Annotated in this window: 12 protein-coding genes; 8 read left to right on the forward strand and 4 right to left on the reverse strand. The window is 46.9% G+C overall.

Annotated features, from left to right (window positions below):
- The first annotated feature begins 48 nt into the window (after nt 1-48).
- On the forward strand, nt 49-1,953 hold the full coding sequence (locus CGZ90_RS11345; protein WP_094253114.1) for a beta-propeller fold lactonase family protein: 1,905 nt from the start codon (nt 49-51) through the stop codon (nt 1,951-1,953).
- Between the two features lie 57 nt (nt 1,954-2,010).
- On the opposite strand, the gene CGZ90_RS11350 is transcribed toward CGZ90_RS11345, so the two are convergent.
- Nucleotides 2,011-2,481, reverse strand: coding sequence for an 8-oxo-dGTP diphosphatase (locus tag CGZ90_RS11350; RefSeq protein WP_094252623.1), 471 nt, complete (start codon nt 2,479-2,481; stop codon nt 2,011-2,013).
- Between the two features lie 96 nt (nt 2,482-2,577).
- Here CGZ90_RS11350 and CGZ90_RS11355 point away from each other — a divergent pair, with 96 nt between their 5' ends.
- On the forward strand, nt 2,578-3,399 hold the full coding sequence (locus CGZ90_RS11355; RefSeq protein WP_094252624.1) for a VanW family protein: 822 nt from the start codon (nt 2,578-2,580) through the stop codon (nt 3,397-3,399).
- A 143-nt stretch (nt 3,400-3,542) separates the two neighbouring features.
- Here CGZ90_RS11355 and CGZ90_RS11360 read toward each other — a convergent pair whose 3' ends face one another.
- Nucleotides 3,543-4,499 (reverse strand): isopenicillin N synthase family dioxygenase, encoded by a 957-nt coding sequence (locus CGZ90_RS11360; RefSeq protein WP_094252625.1) that lies wholly within the window; start codon nt 4,497-4,499, stop codon nt 3,543-3,545.
- A 375-nt stretch (nt 4,500-4,874) separates the two neighbouring features.
- On the opposite strand from CGZ90_RS11360, the gene CGZ90_RS11365 reads away from it, so the two are divergent.
- On the forward strand, nt 4,875-7,658 hold the full coding sequence (locus tag CGZ90_RS11365; RefSeq protein ID WP_094252626.1) for a bifunctional diguanylate cyclase/phosphodiesterase: 2,784 nt from the start codon (nt 4,875-4,877) through the stop codon (nt 7,656-7,658).
- 354 nt (nt 7,659-8,012) lie between these two features.
- A complete protein-coding gene (locus tag CGZ90_RS11370; RefSeq protein ID WP_094252627.1) occupies nt 8,013-9,647 on the forward strand; it encodes a thiamine pyrophosphate-binding protein in 1,635 nt (544 codons plus the stop codon).
- 129 nt (nt 9,648-9,776) lie between these two features.
- Here CGZ90_RS11370 and CGZ90_RS11375 read toward each other — a convergent pair whose 3' ends face one another.
- Nucleotides 9,777-10,892, reverse strand: a complete 1,116-nt coding sequence (locus CGZ90_RS11375; protein ID WP_165766836.1) for an acyltransferase family protein — start codon at nt 10,890-10,892, stop codon at nt 9,777-9,779.
- 184 nt (nt 10,893-11,076) lie between these two features.
- Here CGZ90_RS11375 and CGZ90_RS11380 point away from each other — a divergent pair, with 184 nt between their 5' ends.
- The 4 genes from CGZ90_RS11380 (at nt 11,077) to CGZ90_RS11395 (ending at nt 14,590) form a co-directional block, all read left to right on the forward strand.
- Entirely contained in the window at nt 11,077-11,538 is a 462-nt protein-coding gene (locus CGZ90_RS11380) for a hypothetical protein (protein ID WP_094252629.1), read from the forward strand.
- A gap of 87 nt (nt 11,539-11,625) precedes the next feature.
- Complete coding sequence (gene mtnK, locus CGZ90_RS11385; protein ID WP_094252630.1) at nt 11,626-12,915, forward strand: S-methyl-5-thioribose kinase; 1,290 nt, start codon at nt 11,626-11,628, stop codon at nt 12,913-12,915.
- Complete coding sequence (gene mtnA / locus CGZ90_RS11390) at nt 12,878-13,933, forward strand: S-methyl-5-thioribose-1-phosphate isomerase (protein WP_094252631.1); 1,056 nt, start codon at nt 12,878-12,880, stop codon at nt 13,931-13,933. Before mtnK ends, mtnA begins: the two co-directional genes overlap by 38 nt.
- A 15-nt stretch (nt 13,934-13,948) precedes the next feature.
- Nucleotides 13,949-14,590: an L-fuculose-phosphate aldolase gene (locus CGZ90_RS11395; protein WP_094252632.1), complete on the forward strand. Its 642-nt coding sequence runs from the start codon at nt 13,949-13,951 to the stop codon at nt 14,588-14,590.
- 90 nt (nt 14,591-14,680) lie between these two features.
- Here CGZ90_RS11395 and CGZ90_RS11400 read toward each other — a convergent pair whose 3' ends face one another.
- On the reverse strand, nt 14,681-15,199 hold the full coding sequence (locus CGZ90_RS11400; RefSeq protein WP_094252633.1) for a GNAT family N-acetyltransferase: 519 nt from the start codon (nt 15,197-15,199) through the stop codon (nt 14,681-14,683).
- Nucleotides 15,200-15,237 lie beyond the last annotated feature (38 nt).

Raw genomic sequence — 15,237 nt, forward strand, 5'->3', positions numbered from 1 at the left:
GAGGCGATTTTTGTGAAGCGAGTCATCTTTTCTCTGCTGCTGCTCCTCATGATAGGGGCAGCGGCCGGATGTCAGTCAGAGAACGTAACGCGTGATTATGCGGTTAACAGCGACAACATCATACAAACGCAAGACGGGAAGACCATCTTCACTGCGAACATTGATGTAAACTCGGTTACGTTCATGGACGCGAAAAAGAAAAAGGTGACCGCGGAAGTGCCGGTATGCAAGGAGCCGCGCCAGCTCACATTAAGTCCGGATGAAGAAGAGCTGTACGTCACCTGCATGTACGATAACAAGGTGAACGTGATTTCGGTTGAAGATAAGGAAGTAACGGGTTCCATCAAAACAGGTGTTGAGCCGTACGGCGTCGTAACGAGCCAGGACGGCGAGCTCCTGTACGTCGCCAACTACAGGTCTGATTCGGTGTCTGTCATCGATCTTGAGGATGAGAAGACGGTAAAAGAAATCAAGACTGGCAACCGGCCGCGGACGCTGGCTATCACAGCAGACGGCGGCAAGCTGTACGTGCCGGAGTACTTGGACGCCGGTATTGATGTGATCGACACGAAAAAGCAAAAGGTCGTAAAGGTCATTCAGCTGGAGAATTCTCCTGATAAGAAAGATGTGAAGAAAAGCCAGGGTATTCCGAACACACTCGAGCAGTTTGTGATCAGTCCCGACGGCAAAACAGCGTGGGTCCCGCACATGCTGACGAACGTAGACACACCGGTTCATTTTGAAGAGACAATTTTCCCAGCGATCTCGGTCATCGATTTGAAGAAGGATGAAGAGCTGGTTGACGAGCGGAAAGAGCTTTTTACATCAATTAACGTAAAAGATAAAAACGATAAAGCGATGATCGTCTCAAATCCTTATGATGTGGTGTTCCAAAAAGACGGCAGCAAAGCATACGGGCTCATGTCAGGCAGCGAGGATCTTGTTGTGTTTGATTTAAAGCGCGGCGGCAATGCCGTTCAGATTCTGCGCCGGATTGAAGGCGACAACCCGAGAGGCATGGTGCTCTCGAAAGACGGCAAGTCAATTTATGTGCACAACGCGATGAGCCATGACGTGGCAACTGTCGCGACCGGAGGCAAGTCAGCGTTTGCGCAGGCGAGGCTTTCAGGTGATAACGAAAAGCTGATACAGAAGGATTCGCTCACTCCGCTAGTGCGCAAGGGGAAGAAAATCTTTTACAGCGCCAACAGTGATGAGTATGCGACGGAGATTACCGGAAACAACTGGATGAGCTGCGCATCATGTCATGCAGACGGCGATATTAACGGTTTGTCCATCATGACGGCCAAAGGTCTCCGCAACATTCCGAGCAACGTGGGCACAACGGAGAACGGCCTGTTCATGTGGGACGGCACTCGTGATGATTTCAATGACTATCTGCTCACGGTACAGGGTGAGATGGGCGGTATGACGGAGCTTGATCCAGGTAAACCGATTCCAGCGGAGGTGCAGAAGATGTTTGACGCGATGTTCGCTTATCTGGATGATCCGCAATCGTTCCCAGCGCCGAAGAGTCCGTATCGTGATGGCGGAAAGCTGTCAGCTGATGCGGCAAAAGGGAAGGAATTGTTTGAAAAGGCAGGATGTATATCGTGCCACGCAGGCTCGCAGTTTACGGACAGTACGAAAGCGTTCGGTAAGGATGGAAAGCTCTCGACGAAGAACATTTCGTTCCTGCATGATATCGGCACAGGGAGTTCGATTGATAAGGCGTCAAAAGGAGATGCGCGCGCTGGGTTCTCAAACCCGCGTGACGCGAAGTCCTTTGATACCCCGACACTCCGCGGCGTTTATGATACCGCACCGTATTTCCATGACGGCAGCGCCAAAACGCTGGAAGAAGCAATCAGCCGTCATGAGTACAAAGATAAACCAAACCTGTCTAAGGGAGAGGTTATGCAGATCACGCAATATTTGAAGTCGATAGAGTAATAGGCGGAAGACCAGTCTTTTTTGGAGGCTGGTCTTTTTTTTGTGTAAAGGAAGGCACTATGTCCTCTTAATTGTCACTTTACCTTCCTCATTTTTCTCATTGTTCCAATGCACTTGAATCTCGAATGTTCCTGCTTCAAAAAATAATGGAAAGCGGCGCCGAATAGACTTTTGCATTGGCAGGCTGTACGCCTCGTTGATTTTTACCCAAACTGGCTTGCCTTCCATTGAGTTTTCGATGAGATCACCCGTAAATTCCTTTGTCAGGTAGTTGAAGATGATGTAACGGTCCTTTTTCTCCACGTTTATGTATTCATAGACTCCCTTGAATTCAAGGTTTTTCACGTCCAAGCCTGTCTCTTCCTTCACCTCACGCACAGCGGCATCTATAAAACTCTCAGGAAATTCAACTTTTCCTCCGGGAGGTATGAATCCTTTAAAGTGATCGTGCTGCCTGTCGAGCAAAAGAACGGAATCACCGTCCTGTATCATGCAGACAGTCCAGAATTTGTAGTTGATGTTGTTCATTTTTTGCTCCTCCTTATGAAGTTTATTCTAACAAAAAAAGGAAGTTTAAGTGATTTGGAGAATATTTCCTAAAAATAGGAAATTGGGGGATAAAAAGTGGATTCATCGCTTAAGCCGATAGATCGGTCACGGCTCAGAATTTATTTGGGGAAGAAGTTTTATCGATTGAAGCGCTATGCTGCATGGTATACAGACAGCAACACGTATGCGAAGCACAAAATGAATGAGAAGCTTCCTTTTACACGGTTTCGCCACCAGACACCGCTGATGAGGCAGCTTAAGGATGTTGATATGTGGCTGCAGCATAATAAAGTAAAAAATTTAAAGATAGCGTCAGACAGAGTGAATGGGATCATTCTGAAACCTGGCGAAACCTTTTCGTATTGGAAGCTAATCGGCAATACAACAAAAAGGAAGGGCTATGTTGATGGTATGATCCTGCATTATGGCAAAGTGACAGTCGGAACTGGCGGGGGGCTGTGTCAGTTATCAAACCTCATTTATTGGATCACGCTGCATACGCCGTTAACGGTGACGGAGAGGTACCGGCACAGCTATGACGTGTTTCCGGATTCAAAGCGAAATCAGCCGTTTGGAAGCGGAGCGACCTGTGCATATAATTATTTGGATCTGCAGATCAAGAACGAAACGAACCATGATTTTCAGCTGGTGCTGGAATTGAACGATACGCATTTAATTGGCGAGTGGCGATGCGAGGTACCATCCACGATGAAATATAAAGTGTATGAGAAGGATCACTTGATCACAAAAGAGTATTGGGGCGGCTATGTGCGGCATAATACGATCTATCGAAAGGTGTATAACGGCAGCGGAGAGCTGATCGATGACGAATTTGTTGCAGAGAATCACGCCATCATGATGTATGAGCCGCTGCTTCCGGCTGCTGAGGAGGCGTGAGAGGATCTTATCAAGGAAATCCTAAACAAATAGGCTGGTCCTGAGTATTCAGGGCCAGCCTATTTTAATGGGGTCCGGTACCTTTTCGGCGAAACCGCTTTGCAGCGGCTTCAAAACGAAAAGGTACCGGACCCCCATCTGTTTTACTTATCTTCCTTGATCAAGCCGATCTCAACGAGGCGCTGATACAAGAAGTCGCCTGCTGTGATCGCAGGATATTTTTCCGGGTTGTCCGGTGTAATGCACTGAGGGATCGTCTCAAGCAAGCAGTTCGGGTACGGGTGTACGAAGAACGGCATGGAGAAGCGAGAAGTGTTCTCTCCTTCAGGGTTCACTACGCGGTGAGTAGTTGCCGGAATAACTTCGTTCGAGATGCGGGAAAGCATGTCTCCAGCATCAACGATGATCTGGCCTTTTTCACCTTTAACAGGAATCCACTCGCCTTCGCGTGTAAGTAACTCAAGGCCTGATGCTGTAGATTCAACGAGAAGTGTGATCAAGTTGATGTCTTCGTGCTCTCCTGCACGAATCGCGTTTTTATCCATGGACTCATCAAGAGCCGGATAGTGAATCGTACGAAGGATGCTATTCCCATCCTGGATCATGTCAGAGAAGAAGTTCTGACGAAGATCCATTTCAAGAGCAAGCGCCTCAAGCATGTTGCGGGCTACGCGCTCAAGCTCGCGGTAGAAGTTCAATGCATGCTGGCGAAGCTCAGGAAGCTCTTCAGGCCAAACATTTGCTGCGTAGTCGCTTGAAAGCGGGTGTCCTACAGGAAGCTCCTGGCCGACATGGAAGAATTCTTTCAAATCGCCGACTGTACGGTTTTTCGCGTGCTCTTTACCAAATCCCGTGTAGCCGCGTGCTCCGCCAAGGATTCCTTCGTACTTCTTCTTTGTATCTGTATCTAATGAGAAAAACTTTTCCCAAAGCTCGTAGTTTTTATCGATAAGATCAGGGTTTACACCGTGTCCTTCAAGGATGATGAATCCTGTTTCTTTAATGCCTGCTGTAAAGCTTTCTGCGAACGCCTTGCGCTGGCTGCTTGTGCCATGAGTAAAGTCTTTTAAATTTAGCGTTTTTACCAGTGTTTGGATCACGAGTAAAGCACCTCCATAGATATGTTGTAATCGCTTTCATATAAACCTTTTTGATTTTATCACAAAAGCAATTAAAAACAATAGACTTTGTCGGAAATTAGTACATTCGTACAACTGAACTAGTAATCCCATTAAATGGGCCTTTTGTTGCAGTTTTGTAATTTTACGCTTTGCGGCTTGAAAGGTGTCAAGACATGCCCGATATAAAAGATGAGTCTAAATGTATATGGAATAGGAAAATATCGTCTTTTTAAACTCCTGGCTGTATAATGCTTAAGGGTTAATGAAGTGGTACTAACAACTATTGTAAATAACGGTAAATGTGTCTCGGAAAAGACATCTGTAAAAAAGAAAAGCTGCAAGTGGAGGTTTGCTATGTCTGAAGTTCAAACACGCTATTCCAGACTGGCTGAAATTACGAAACTAATCAATATGAAGCTGGAATTAAAAAATGTGCTGGAATATGTGGTTTATGCCATCTCTGAGGAGATCGTGAAATGTGATTCGGTAGGTATTTATTTACCGCAGGGCGACGGAACGTACCGGGGCTATGTTGGAAAGCCTGCGGTTATCAACGGCATGACGCTCGATAAACTAATCATCAATCCGGAAATCGATTTGCTTGCGCGGGAAGTGCTGTCTACGAAGCAACCTATCTATATTCCGGATACGTCACGTGATAAACGGCCGGACCCGGCGCCGGTTAATGCGTTCAGCATCAAGTCGCTGCTGTGCGTTCCTATTTTTTATGAAGATGAGATTTACGGGCTTGCGTTTCTGTTCGATTACGGAATCCCGATGAATCTTTCTCAGGACGAAATCCAGACGGTTGAAGCGTATGTGAATATGGCGGCAGTTGCCATCCGAAATGCGAATAACTTGAGCCGAAAAGAAAACCTGATCGCCGAAAAGCAGCTGCTGCTCGACATCAATAGAGACCTGCCGCACTGTGCAACCATGCAGGATGTATTGAATACATGTTTTCATTATGTTGGAAAAGTATTAAATAACACGAACGTTGCAGCACATGTGCTCGATCCGATCGTAGAGAAGAAAATTAAGCCTGAGAGCTTAAGCAAGGACAGTGATTGGACAGAGGAAGACTGGATGAAGTCGCACGGTGAGATGAAGCTCGATCATAACAAGGATGAGCTCATCCAGGAAGTAGTCAGGACTAAGAAAGCCATCTATATTCGAGACGTTTACGCCGATCCAAGACCAAACCATGAAGTTTGCCGTCATTTTGGAATTAGAGGCATGTACATGATGCCGCTGGTCGCTATGGGCGAAGTGCTTGGTGCTATTCCGGTCGTTCATCTGGATGAAGATGAGCCTGAGTTTTCGGAGTCAAATATGCTGCTGGCGCAGTCAATCGTTGATGCAACGGCACTCGCTCTTGCCAACCTTCTCTTTTTTGAGAAAAAAGAACTGATTATTCAAGAACGTACGTCTGAGCTGACGCAAAAGAATGCTGAGCTGGAGCATGTCGTGAAGCAGCTGAAACGATTGAGCCGTGAGAACGAACTGATCCTTGATTCAGCGGGAGAAGGCATTTTCGGATTGGATCTTGAAGGGAATTTCACGTTCTGCAACCCAGCCGCAGCTTCTATGCTCGGGTATCCCCAGAAGGAGGATCTGATCGGACTTCCTTTTAACAGTATTTATAAGCGCTATGCAAATAAAGAGCAATTGCATTTTGCTATTCCGCAAAACAAACATACGACCGATGAGCATTTCTTTAAAAAAGACGGCACTAAATTTCCTGTGGAATTTGTCGCATCATCCATCGTTGAGAGCGACAGTACAGTAGGATACGTGGTGACGTTCAAAGACAGCACCGTAAGAAAACAGATGGAAGAAAAAATCAAGTACCACGCGTATTACGATAGCTTGACGAACTTGCCAAACCGTGTGCTGTTCAAGGACCGTCTTAATCAGGCGCTCAACTATGAACGGAAACATAACGAGCAGCTCGCCGTCATGTTCCTTGATCTGGACCGTTTTAAGACGATCAATGATACGATGGGACACAGTTTTGGCGATGTTCTTTTGAAAAAGGTCGCGGACCGGCTCGTGACTTGCACGCCTGTTGAGTGTACGGTTTCAAGGCAAGGCGGCGATGAATTTACGATTATCGTGCCGAGTGTCAAGAATGAAGATGAAGTGCGAAAAATTTCAGACCGAATTCTTGAAGCATTTACAAGCCCGTTTGATCTGGACGGCAATGAAGTGTTTGTAAAAACGAGCATTGGTGTTGCGCTTTATCCGAAGGACGGCTGCGACAGCGAGGACCTCATCAAGAATGCGGACACGGCGATGTACAAGGCGAAGGAACTTTCCGGCGGCAACTGCCAGTTCTACGAGCAGGGTATGGACGTGCGCACGCTCGACAGCGTGAGGCTCGAGAACGATTTATATAAAGCGCTTGAAAACAATGAGTTTGTCCTCTATTTCCAGCCGCAGATGGATGTAAGGACGAAACAGATTTTTGGCGTCGAGGCGCTCATCCGCTGGAATCATCCAGTGCGGGGCATGGTTCCGCCGCTTGATTTTATTGGGATAGCCGAAGAAACGGGCCTTATTGTACCGATAGGAGAATGGGTCATCAAGACCGCCTGCACGCAGCTGAAGCATTGGCGTGATTTAGGCTACAGCATCAAGATGTCAGTCAATATTGCCGCTCAGCAATTTAAGCAGCGGGATCTGATTTCGGTCGTGAGCTGCGCACTTGAAGAGACAGGTGTGCCAGCTGATCTTCTTGAACTAGAATTGACGGAAAACGCCATCATTCAGAACACTGACATGACGATAAACATGATGAAGCAGCTGAAAAGTCTCGGTGTGAAAATTGCCATTGATGACTTTGGGACAGGCTATTCATCGCTTGGCTACCTGAAGAATTTTCCGATCGACACGCTTAAGATCGATCAGACGTTTGTCAGGGATGTGACGGGTGACAGCAATAACGCGGCCATCACGGATACCATTATCACTCTTGCCCAGAATTTGAAGCTTGATGTTATTGCAGAAGGCGTTGAGACAGAAGAGCAGATTGAGTTTCTTCTTTCAAAGGATTGTCATTATATGCAGGGTTATCATTTCAGCCGTCCGCTCACCGCGGCAGATTTGCAGAAGCAGTATTTCATAATGCAATCATAAGATCTATTTGCATAACTCTGTTGTTTTTAAAGAACTCAGAGAAGCAGTTGATCTGCGTTTCAGGGTCTCACCTGTCCCACTCGTCCCGCTGGATAAGGAAGGCTACGCAGCAAGACATCGCACGAAGAAAATGTGACCTTCATTTTCGAGGAGTCGGCACCTTACACTCCGATCAACTTTATCAAAGAAGGATTCATGGATGATAAAGCAATTTGATTAAATGACATGCATAGAAACTGAACGAGTAGAAGGAAATTGTCTAAAAGAAAAAAACTTAAAACAAAATAACACCGCTGCACAAAGGCAGCAACGATGATTGTCAGATAAAAAAATGCTAATGGGGAGCGATTTTTTATGAAAGCTGTTCGGGCTGTGTTGGATTATTTGAAAAGCGGCGGAGTTGAATATATCTTTGGAATTCCGGCGGGATCTGTGAATGCTTTTTTTGATGAGCTGTATGAAATGCCGGAGATCAAGCCGGTCGTAACGAAGCATGAGGGTGCGGCCTCTTATATGGCGGCAGCTTATGCCAAGTATTCGAAATCACTCGGCGTCTGCATCGCGTGCAGCGGGCCAGGCGCTACGAACCTTGTGACGGGTGCGGCGAACGCGATGAGAGAGCATCTGCCGGTTTTGTTCCTGACAGGTGCAGTTCCTGTCAACACTGAAGGGCTAAACGCATCTCAGGAGCTGGATGTGGCACCGGTTTTTGCACCTGTAACAAAATACAGCGTATCGGTAAAAAGCTCAGAATTGCTTTTAGAAGAAGTAGCTAAAGCGGTAGAAATCGCGCTGAGCGGCGTGCCGGGTCCTGTGCATGTGGCGATGCCGATCGATGTGCAGCTGGACATGCTGTCAAACGTTCCAGAACTTCCGGCATATCCTGTTAAAACTCCGGCGGTTCCGGATGAAAATGTGCTAGCAAAAGTGGCTGAACACCTGTTCAGATCTAAGAGCGGCTATATTTTTGCCGGGCAGGGAATACGAGGCTGTGAGAATCTTGTAATAGAGTTGGCGGAGCTGTTAGGCTGGCATATTTTAACGACTCCTCAAGCCAAGGGAATGATTCCGTCACAGCATCCTCTCAGTGCAGGTGTGTTTGGTTTTGCCGGACACGAAAAGGCATCCGAACTGATCAACAGCACGCGCGGAGAGACACTGCTTGTGCTGGGATCCAGCTTGGGCGAGACGGCAACGAACAACTGGAACGCTAATTTGGCAAAAGACCGTTATGTCATTCAAGTGGACATCGACGAAACAGTGTTTGGCAGAAAGTATGAAGTGGATCTGCCGGTAGTTGGAGACGTTTCAGTGACAGCAGCAGCTTTGATAGAAAAGCTGAAGGCGTATGGGTTTACGAAGGAAACTGCTGAAAAGTCTGGAAAAGCAGATCATGCTGCTTTGGAAGAGTACAACACGCGAAACGTTTTGCTGAAGCTGCAGGATTATCTTCCGGTTTCCACACGATACACAGTGGATATCGGCGAGTTCATGTCATATGTGATCCACCATATGGAAGTAAAGGAAACAGGTACGTTTGATATTAACGTTCACTTTGGCGCGATGGGAAGCGGCATTAGCACGGCGATTGGGTCGAAGCTGGCTGAGCCGGAGCGTCCTGTTGCGGCGATTACGGGCGACGGATGCTTCTTTATGCACGGAATGGAGCTGCTGGCAGCAAAGGAATATAATCTGCCAATCTTGTTCGTCGTGATGAACAACGCCCGCCTCGGAATGGTGTATCACGGTCATACTCTGCAGTATAAGCGCTCACACGACCGCTTTGAGCAGAAGCCGGTTAATATCGCAGCGATGGCGGAAGCGATGGGCATCCAAAGCGCTCGAGTAGAGAACATGGACGATATCAACTTGAATTTGTTCAGCACGTTGACGGGAGATGGTCCTGCACTGCTGGAGATCGCCCTCGTTGATAACAACGTGCCGCCGATGGGCGACCGCGTAAAGTTTTTATCTTCTTTTGGAAAATAAATAAGTTGAGGCCGGCTGATCCTGATGTGATCGCCGGCTGTTTTTATGGCTATAAGAATTTAATTTATAGCTATAAGAATCTGATTTATGTCCATTAAACATCTAACATCTTTATTAGAGCTAAGCAAACTAGTATAAAGAAACCTCTTCTGGCGTGCTTTTGATGTGCTTTTTCCTAGACTTGCCGTTCAAACCGGTCAGGATACGAGGCAAAGAGTATGGTTTTATTGCAAAATGATAGAGTGCAGCGACTGATCCATACGCAATGCAGGCGAGCAGCAAGAATTTTAGTGCAACAGACAGATCCAAACCTCTTAGAAAGAAGCCTGCTATGACAATAATCGGCTGGTGCAGCACGTAATAGGGCATTGATGCTTCGTTAAAATAACGCAAAGAAGAGTTAGAGAACGAAAGATGCTTGTTAGCAAGATGAAAGATTAAGAGTACACTTGACCAGCAATACAGCACTTGTACAGCCGCAAGCAGCAGGACGTTCCATTGCTGCAAAAACCCGGTCACCCAAAGCACAGAGCTGACAGAGGCAGCCGCAATCAACAAGGTGCTGTACTTTTCAAGCACCATTGTAAACGTACGATCTTTCAAAAAGTAAAATCCGTACAGCAAAACAGCTAAGTAAAAAAGAATATCATAGCCTCCAAGCTGGATTGTCGGGGCCAGCACTTTTATTAAAGATAGAGGAACAGGCAGCAAAATCAGATGATAGCCTTTGAAAGCTGCAGAGCTGTTTTTTGTCCGGATCAGCAGAGGCACTAGAACTGCTGAAAAAACGAGGAGCACAAGCACATACCACAGATGATGGCCGGCAAATGAAAAGTTTCCGCTTCCTCCAATATCCAGATAGAGGCCATCGGTATAATGCGGCAAAAATTGAAGAAAGCTGCCCGTGAATTGTCCGCTGGCGAACCTTTCGATGTAAACCTGCGGAGGCGACAGTACCCATACGGCAAACAAAAGCGGGATGCCAAGGCGAAGCAAACGTTCCTTTAACAAGACCCTAATGCTCCTTTTTTGAAGCGCAAAATATAGGCTGATTCCTGAAATCGCAAAAAACAGCGGCATGATGAAAGAACCGATTAAAAGCGAAAGAACAAGTATTACGCTATGATCAATATCGTTGTTTTTTACATGCCATGGCCATGGGTTGAAGAACATCGTGCAGTGATAAAAGATTACAAGTCCTGTTGCGAGCACCTTTATCCAGTCTAAATCATATCTTCTTTCCAACGCTCGTGCCTCCTTCACTCTATACGCGACCACTATAACGGAATCAGCTGTTTATTGGAAGAATACGGTTAATATTCCACGGGATGAAGCATTGTGTCACATGTAAACTACTTATTAAAAATAGAGGAAATAAACTTGTCTCAATGAAATATAGTGTAATAAGCAAGTACAAAGGATGGTGCATATGGAAGATTGGCTGATGGTCATGGCTGCCGTGCTGCTTTCAGGTATTGTAGTTGCGGTAATCATCGCACAATACAAAAAGGAAAGAAGTGAGGATATGTTCCGCCAGCTGTATATGTATCTTGTCCTGTTTGTGACGTTGATGATGACGATTAAGGGAACGGTCATGCTCTTTAACAATGGTGCAGATTTGGTGAGCCCTGAACCGTATTATGAGAGCTACAGCAGTTTTAAGTACAATGAAATAACTATGGCAAGAGAGCAAAAATTGGAGATACCATCAGAAGCTGAAATAAGACAGCGTTTTGATGAAAATGAAAAACTTCATTATGAGCAAGTAAAAAGAGGGGCGATGAAGGATATTATCCGTTCGCTTGGATGGATTGTTATTCCTCTTCCTTTATTCATATACTTCCAGCTTTTAATCCGGCGTGAGTGGAAAAATACAGCAAAGGGCGGCTGAGGCTGCTCTTTTTCTTTTGCAGTAAAGTGAAGGGCAAGGTAAAATGAACAGTGTGTAAGCGCTTACTTTTATGAGGGGGCATGTGAGATGGGGAGCAGGTTTTCCAACTATTTTTTAATGAAAAATGAAGACGTTATAGATTACGCGAAGGAAAGACTCGATTTCTTTGCGCCGGGCAGTGAGCTGGAGTGCGATGAGATCGGTGATGGAAACCTGAACTATGTCTTTAAAGTGCGCGACAAGAAATCAGGTAAATCTGTGATTATAAAACAGGCAGGCGAGACAGCGCGCATTTCAGATGAGTTCAAGCTGTCGACGAACCGAAACCGCATTGAATCTGAGGTGCTCGTGCTGCAAAATAAGCTGGCGCCGGGGCTCGTTCCTGCTGTATATCAATATGATGACGTGATGAGCTGCTGTGTAATGGAGGATCTTTCAAACTATAAAATTCTGCGGGCGGTTTTAAGTGAGGATCACCGCATTTTCCCTTATTTTGCAGAGCACATTACGTCGTTTATGGCGAACACGCTTTTGCTGACGAGCGATGTGGTTATGAATCATAAGGATAAAAAAGATGCGGCTGTGAATTTCATTAATCCTGAGTTATGTGAGATCACAGAGGATCTCGTGTACACAGAGCCTTTCAATGACTGTTTCGGGCGGAACGATGTATTTACCTCGAATCAGGAGTGGGTAGCGGCTGAAATTTATGGGGACGACCAATTGCGCCTTGAAGCAGCCAAGCTGAAGTTTCAGTTCATGACAAACGCGCAGGCACTTTTGCACGGCGATCTTCATACAGGATCCGTTTTTGTAACGGAAAAAGAAACGAAGGTGATCGATCCTGAATTCGCCTTTTACGGACCGATGGGCTATGACGTCGGGAACGTGATCGCCAACCTGATGTTTGCGTGGGCAAACGGCAATGCGGTCATAAAAGACGAGAAGAAGCGCAGCGAGTATATCGCTTGGCTGGAGCAGACGATCATCGATGTGGTGGACTTGTTCCGTTCGAAGTTCTCCGCAGTATGGGACGATTCCGTTCAAGATGTTATGGCGAAAGAGAAAGGCTTTAAAGAATATTATTTGCAAAATATAATTACCGATACGGCTGCTGTGACGGGTTTGGAGCTTATTAGACGCATTGTCGGCTTAGCAGGAGTAAAGGATATCACATCCATCGTTTCAGAACATGATAGAATGACAGCGGAACGTGTGTTGCTGACGGCGGCGAAAACGTTTATTAAAAACCGCTATTCTTTCGTAAAAGGACAGGACTTTTTAGATACATTATTACAAGTGCAGCAAGACTTTGACTGGAAAACGAGGAGAGATAACGATGAACAAACAGCTCATATCGATTCGCTGGGAACATGACCGCCTGATTCTGCTTGATCAGACGATCCTGCCGAATGAAGTGAAATATGATGAATATACAACTGCTGAAAGTGTGTGGGAAGCGATTCAGGCCATGAAAGTGCGCGGCGCACCGGCAATCGGCGTATCCGCAGCGTATGGTCTTTATCTTGGTGTGAAGGATCTGCCGGAAGGTGATTCTGATGCCTTTCATGAGGCGGTGGCAAAGACATCATCCTATTTGGCGACGTCCCGTCCGACAGCTGTTAACCTGTTCTGGGCGCTTGAGCGGATGGAGAGGGTCGCTGATGAAAACCGCAGCCTGTCCGTTTCAGAGGTTAAAAGCCTTTTAAAGCAGGAAGCAGAAGCGATTCATAAGGAAGACGAAGAAATCAACCGCCAAATCGGCGAGAATCTGCTGACACTTTTAAAAGATGGCATGGGGCTGCTCACTCACTGCAACGCGGGTGCGCTGGCAACGGCTAAATACGGCACGGCAACAGCACCTATGTATCTGGCAAAAGAGAGAGGCTGGGACTTTAAGGTGTACAGCGATGAAACACGCCCTCGTCTGCAAGGTTCAACGCTTACAGCGCTCGAGCTTCATTCTGCCGGCATCGATGTGACGGTCATCACCGATAACATGGCGGCAGTCGTTATGTCTCAGGGGAAGATCGATGCGGTTATCGTCGGCTGTGACCGTGTCGCAGCGAACGGTGATGCGGCCAACAAAATCGGCACGCTCGGTGTATCTATTCTGGCGAAGCATTATGGCATTCCGTTTTATGTGGCGGCGCCAACACCGACGATCGACATGAAAACGCCAGACGGCTCGCAGATTCCGATCGAGGAGCGCGATGCGTCTGAGGTTACAGGTCTTTACGGCACGAAGACAGCGCCTGATGGTGTGAAGGCGTACAACCCGGCGTTCGATGTGACACCGCATGAAAACATTACCGCCATCGTAACAGAAAAAGGAATCGTGTATGCGCCATTTGAAAAGAACCTGCAGGAACTTTTTTATGGCCAGCATACTTAAAAATCGAGGTGGAGCATGATATTACAGCAAGAACGTGAAGATATTGTGAAATACGGAAAAAAGATGCTGACGAGCGGCCTGACAAAAGGGACGGGCGGCAACATCAGCATCTTTAATCGTGAAAAGGGACTCGTCGCGATCAGCCCGAGCGGCTTGGACTATATGGAAACAGAGCCTGAGGACGTGGTAGTTATGGATCTAGCAGGTCAGGTGATCGACGGCAGCCGCAAGCCTTCGAGCGAGCTGGATATGCACCTGATCTTCTACCGAGAGCGTAATGATATTGACGCTCTTGTCCACACGCATTCGCCGTTTGCCTGCACGATCGCGACATTGAACTGGGAGATTCCGCCGATCTCGTATCTGGTGGCGTTTGCAGGTCCGAACGTGCGCTGTGCACCGTATGCGACGTTTGGGACGAAGGAGCTGGCTGAGCTGGCGTTCGAAGGGATGAGCGACCGCCGCGCCGTGCTGCTAGCGAATCATGGTATGATCGCTGGCGGTGCTTCAATACAGCAGGCGTTCAACATCGCAGAAGAGATCGAGTTCTGTGCCGAGATTTACTGGAGGGCTAAATCATCCGGAGGAGAGCCCGTGCTGCTTTCAGATGCTGAAATGGCGCTGCTTGGGGAAAAGTTTAAGAGCTACGGTGTGTAGTTAGAAAAGCTTGGGGGTACGGTACCATTAACCGCATTTCGCGCTGTTAAGCCGAAATTGCGGAATGGGTACCGTACCCCCTTGTTTATATTAAGAAACAGCTCCAAATGCTGAAGGATACTTCACCTTGCCTTTTATGCTGTCGAGTGAGTTCTCTTGCAGTTCGATGACCATGAACACTTCATCTGGCACAGGGAAAGGTGCTGCGATGCCTTTTGTGACAGAAGGAGTGAAGCCGAATTTTGAATAGAATTCAGGGTGCCCGAGAACAGCAGTGTGTTTGTAGCCAAGCTGTCTGCATTTTTGCAGCCCTTCTTTAACGAGAGAAGAGCCGATGCCCTGGTTTTGATATTGTGGCCTGACCGACATTGGAGCAAGAGCTAATGTTGGAACGGGACCAGCTTCTGTTTCAATGGAGATAATGCTGAACAGGATGTGTCCGATGACTTGGTTGTCATGTAGCGCAACAAGTGAAAGCTCAGGAACGAAAAACTCAGATTGTCTGATCGCTTCTACTAGCTTTGATTCATTTTCGCCTTTAAAAGCGAGATCGTTTACCTCTCTGATGGCAGCGATATCTTGTATTTGTTCAGGCCGAATGGTTATCAATGACCTCTTCCTCCCTATAAGTCAGTCTTATTAAAAAG

The sequence above is a fragment of the Fictibacillus aquaticus genome, assembly GCF_002245695.1.
Lineage (GTDB): Bacteria > Bacillota > Bacilli > Bacillales > Fictibacillaceae > Fictibacillus > Fictibacillus aquaticus.

Coding starts and splice junctions, on each gene's coding strand:
- CGZ90_RS11370 (WP_094252627.1), top strand. CDS start 8,013: ATGAAAGCTGTTCGGGCTGTGTTGGATTATTTGAAAAGCGGCGGAGTT.
- mtnA (WP_094252631.1), top strand. CDS start 12,878: ATGAACAAACAGCTCATATCGATTCGCTGGGAACATGACCGCCTGATT.
- CGZ90_RS11365 (WP_094252626.1), top strand. CDS start 4,875: ATGTCTGAAGTTCAAACACGCTATTCCAGACTGGCTGAAATTACGAAA.
- CGZ90_RS11350 (WP_094252623.1), bottom strand. CDS start 2,481: ATGAACAACATCAACTACAAATTCTGGACTGTCTGCATGATACAGGAC.
- CGZ90_RS11395 (WP_094252632.1), top strand. CDS start 13,949: ATGATATTACAGCAAGAACGTGAAGATATTGTGAAATACGGAAAAAAG.
- CGZ90_RS11380 (WP_094252629.1), top strand. CDS start 11,077: ATGGAAGATTGGCTGATGGTCATGGCTGCCGTGCTGCTTTCAGGTATT.
- CGZ90_RS11345 (WP_094253114.1), top strand. CDS start 49: ATGATAGGGGCAGCGGCCGGATGTCAGTCAGAGAACGTAACGCGTGAT.
- mtnK (WP_094252630.1), top strand. CDS start 11,626: ATGGGGAGCAGGTTTTCCAACTATTTTTTAATGAAAAATGAAGACGTT.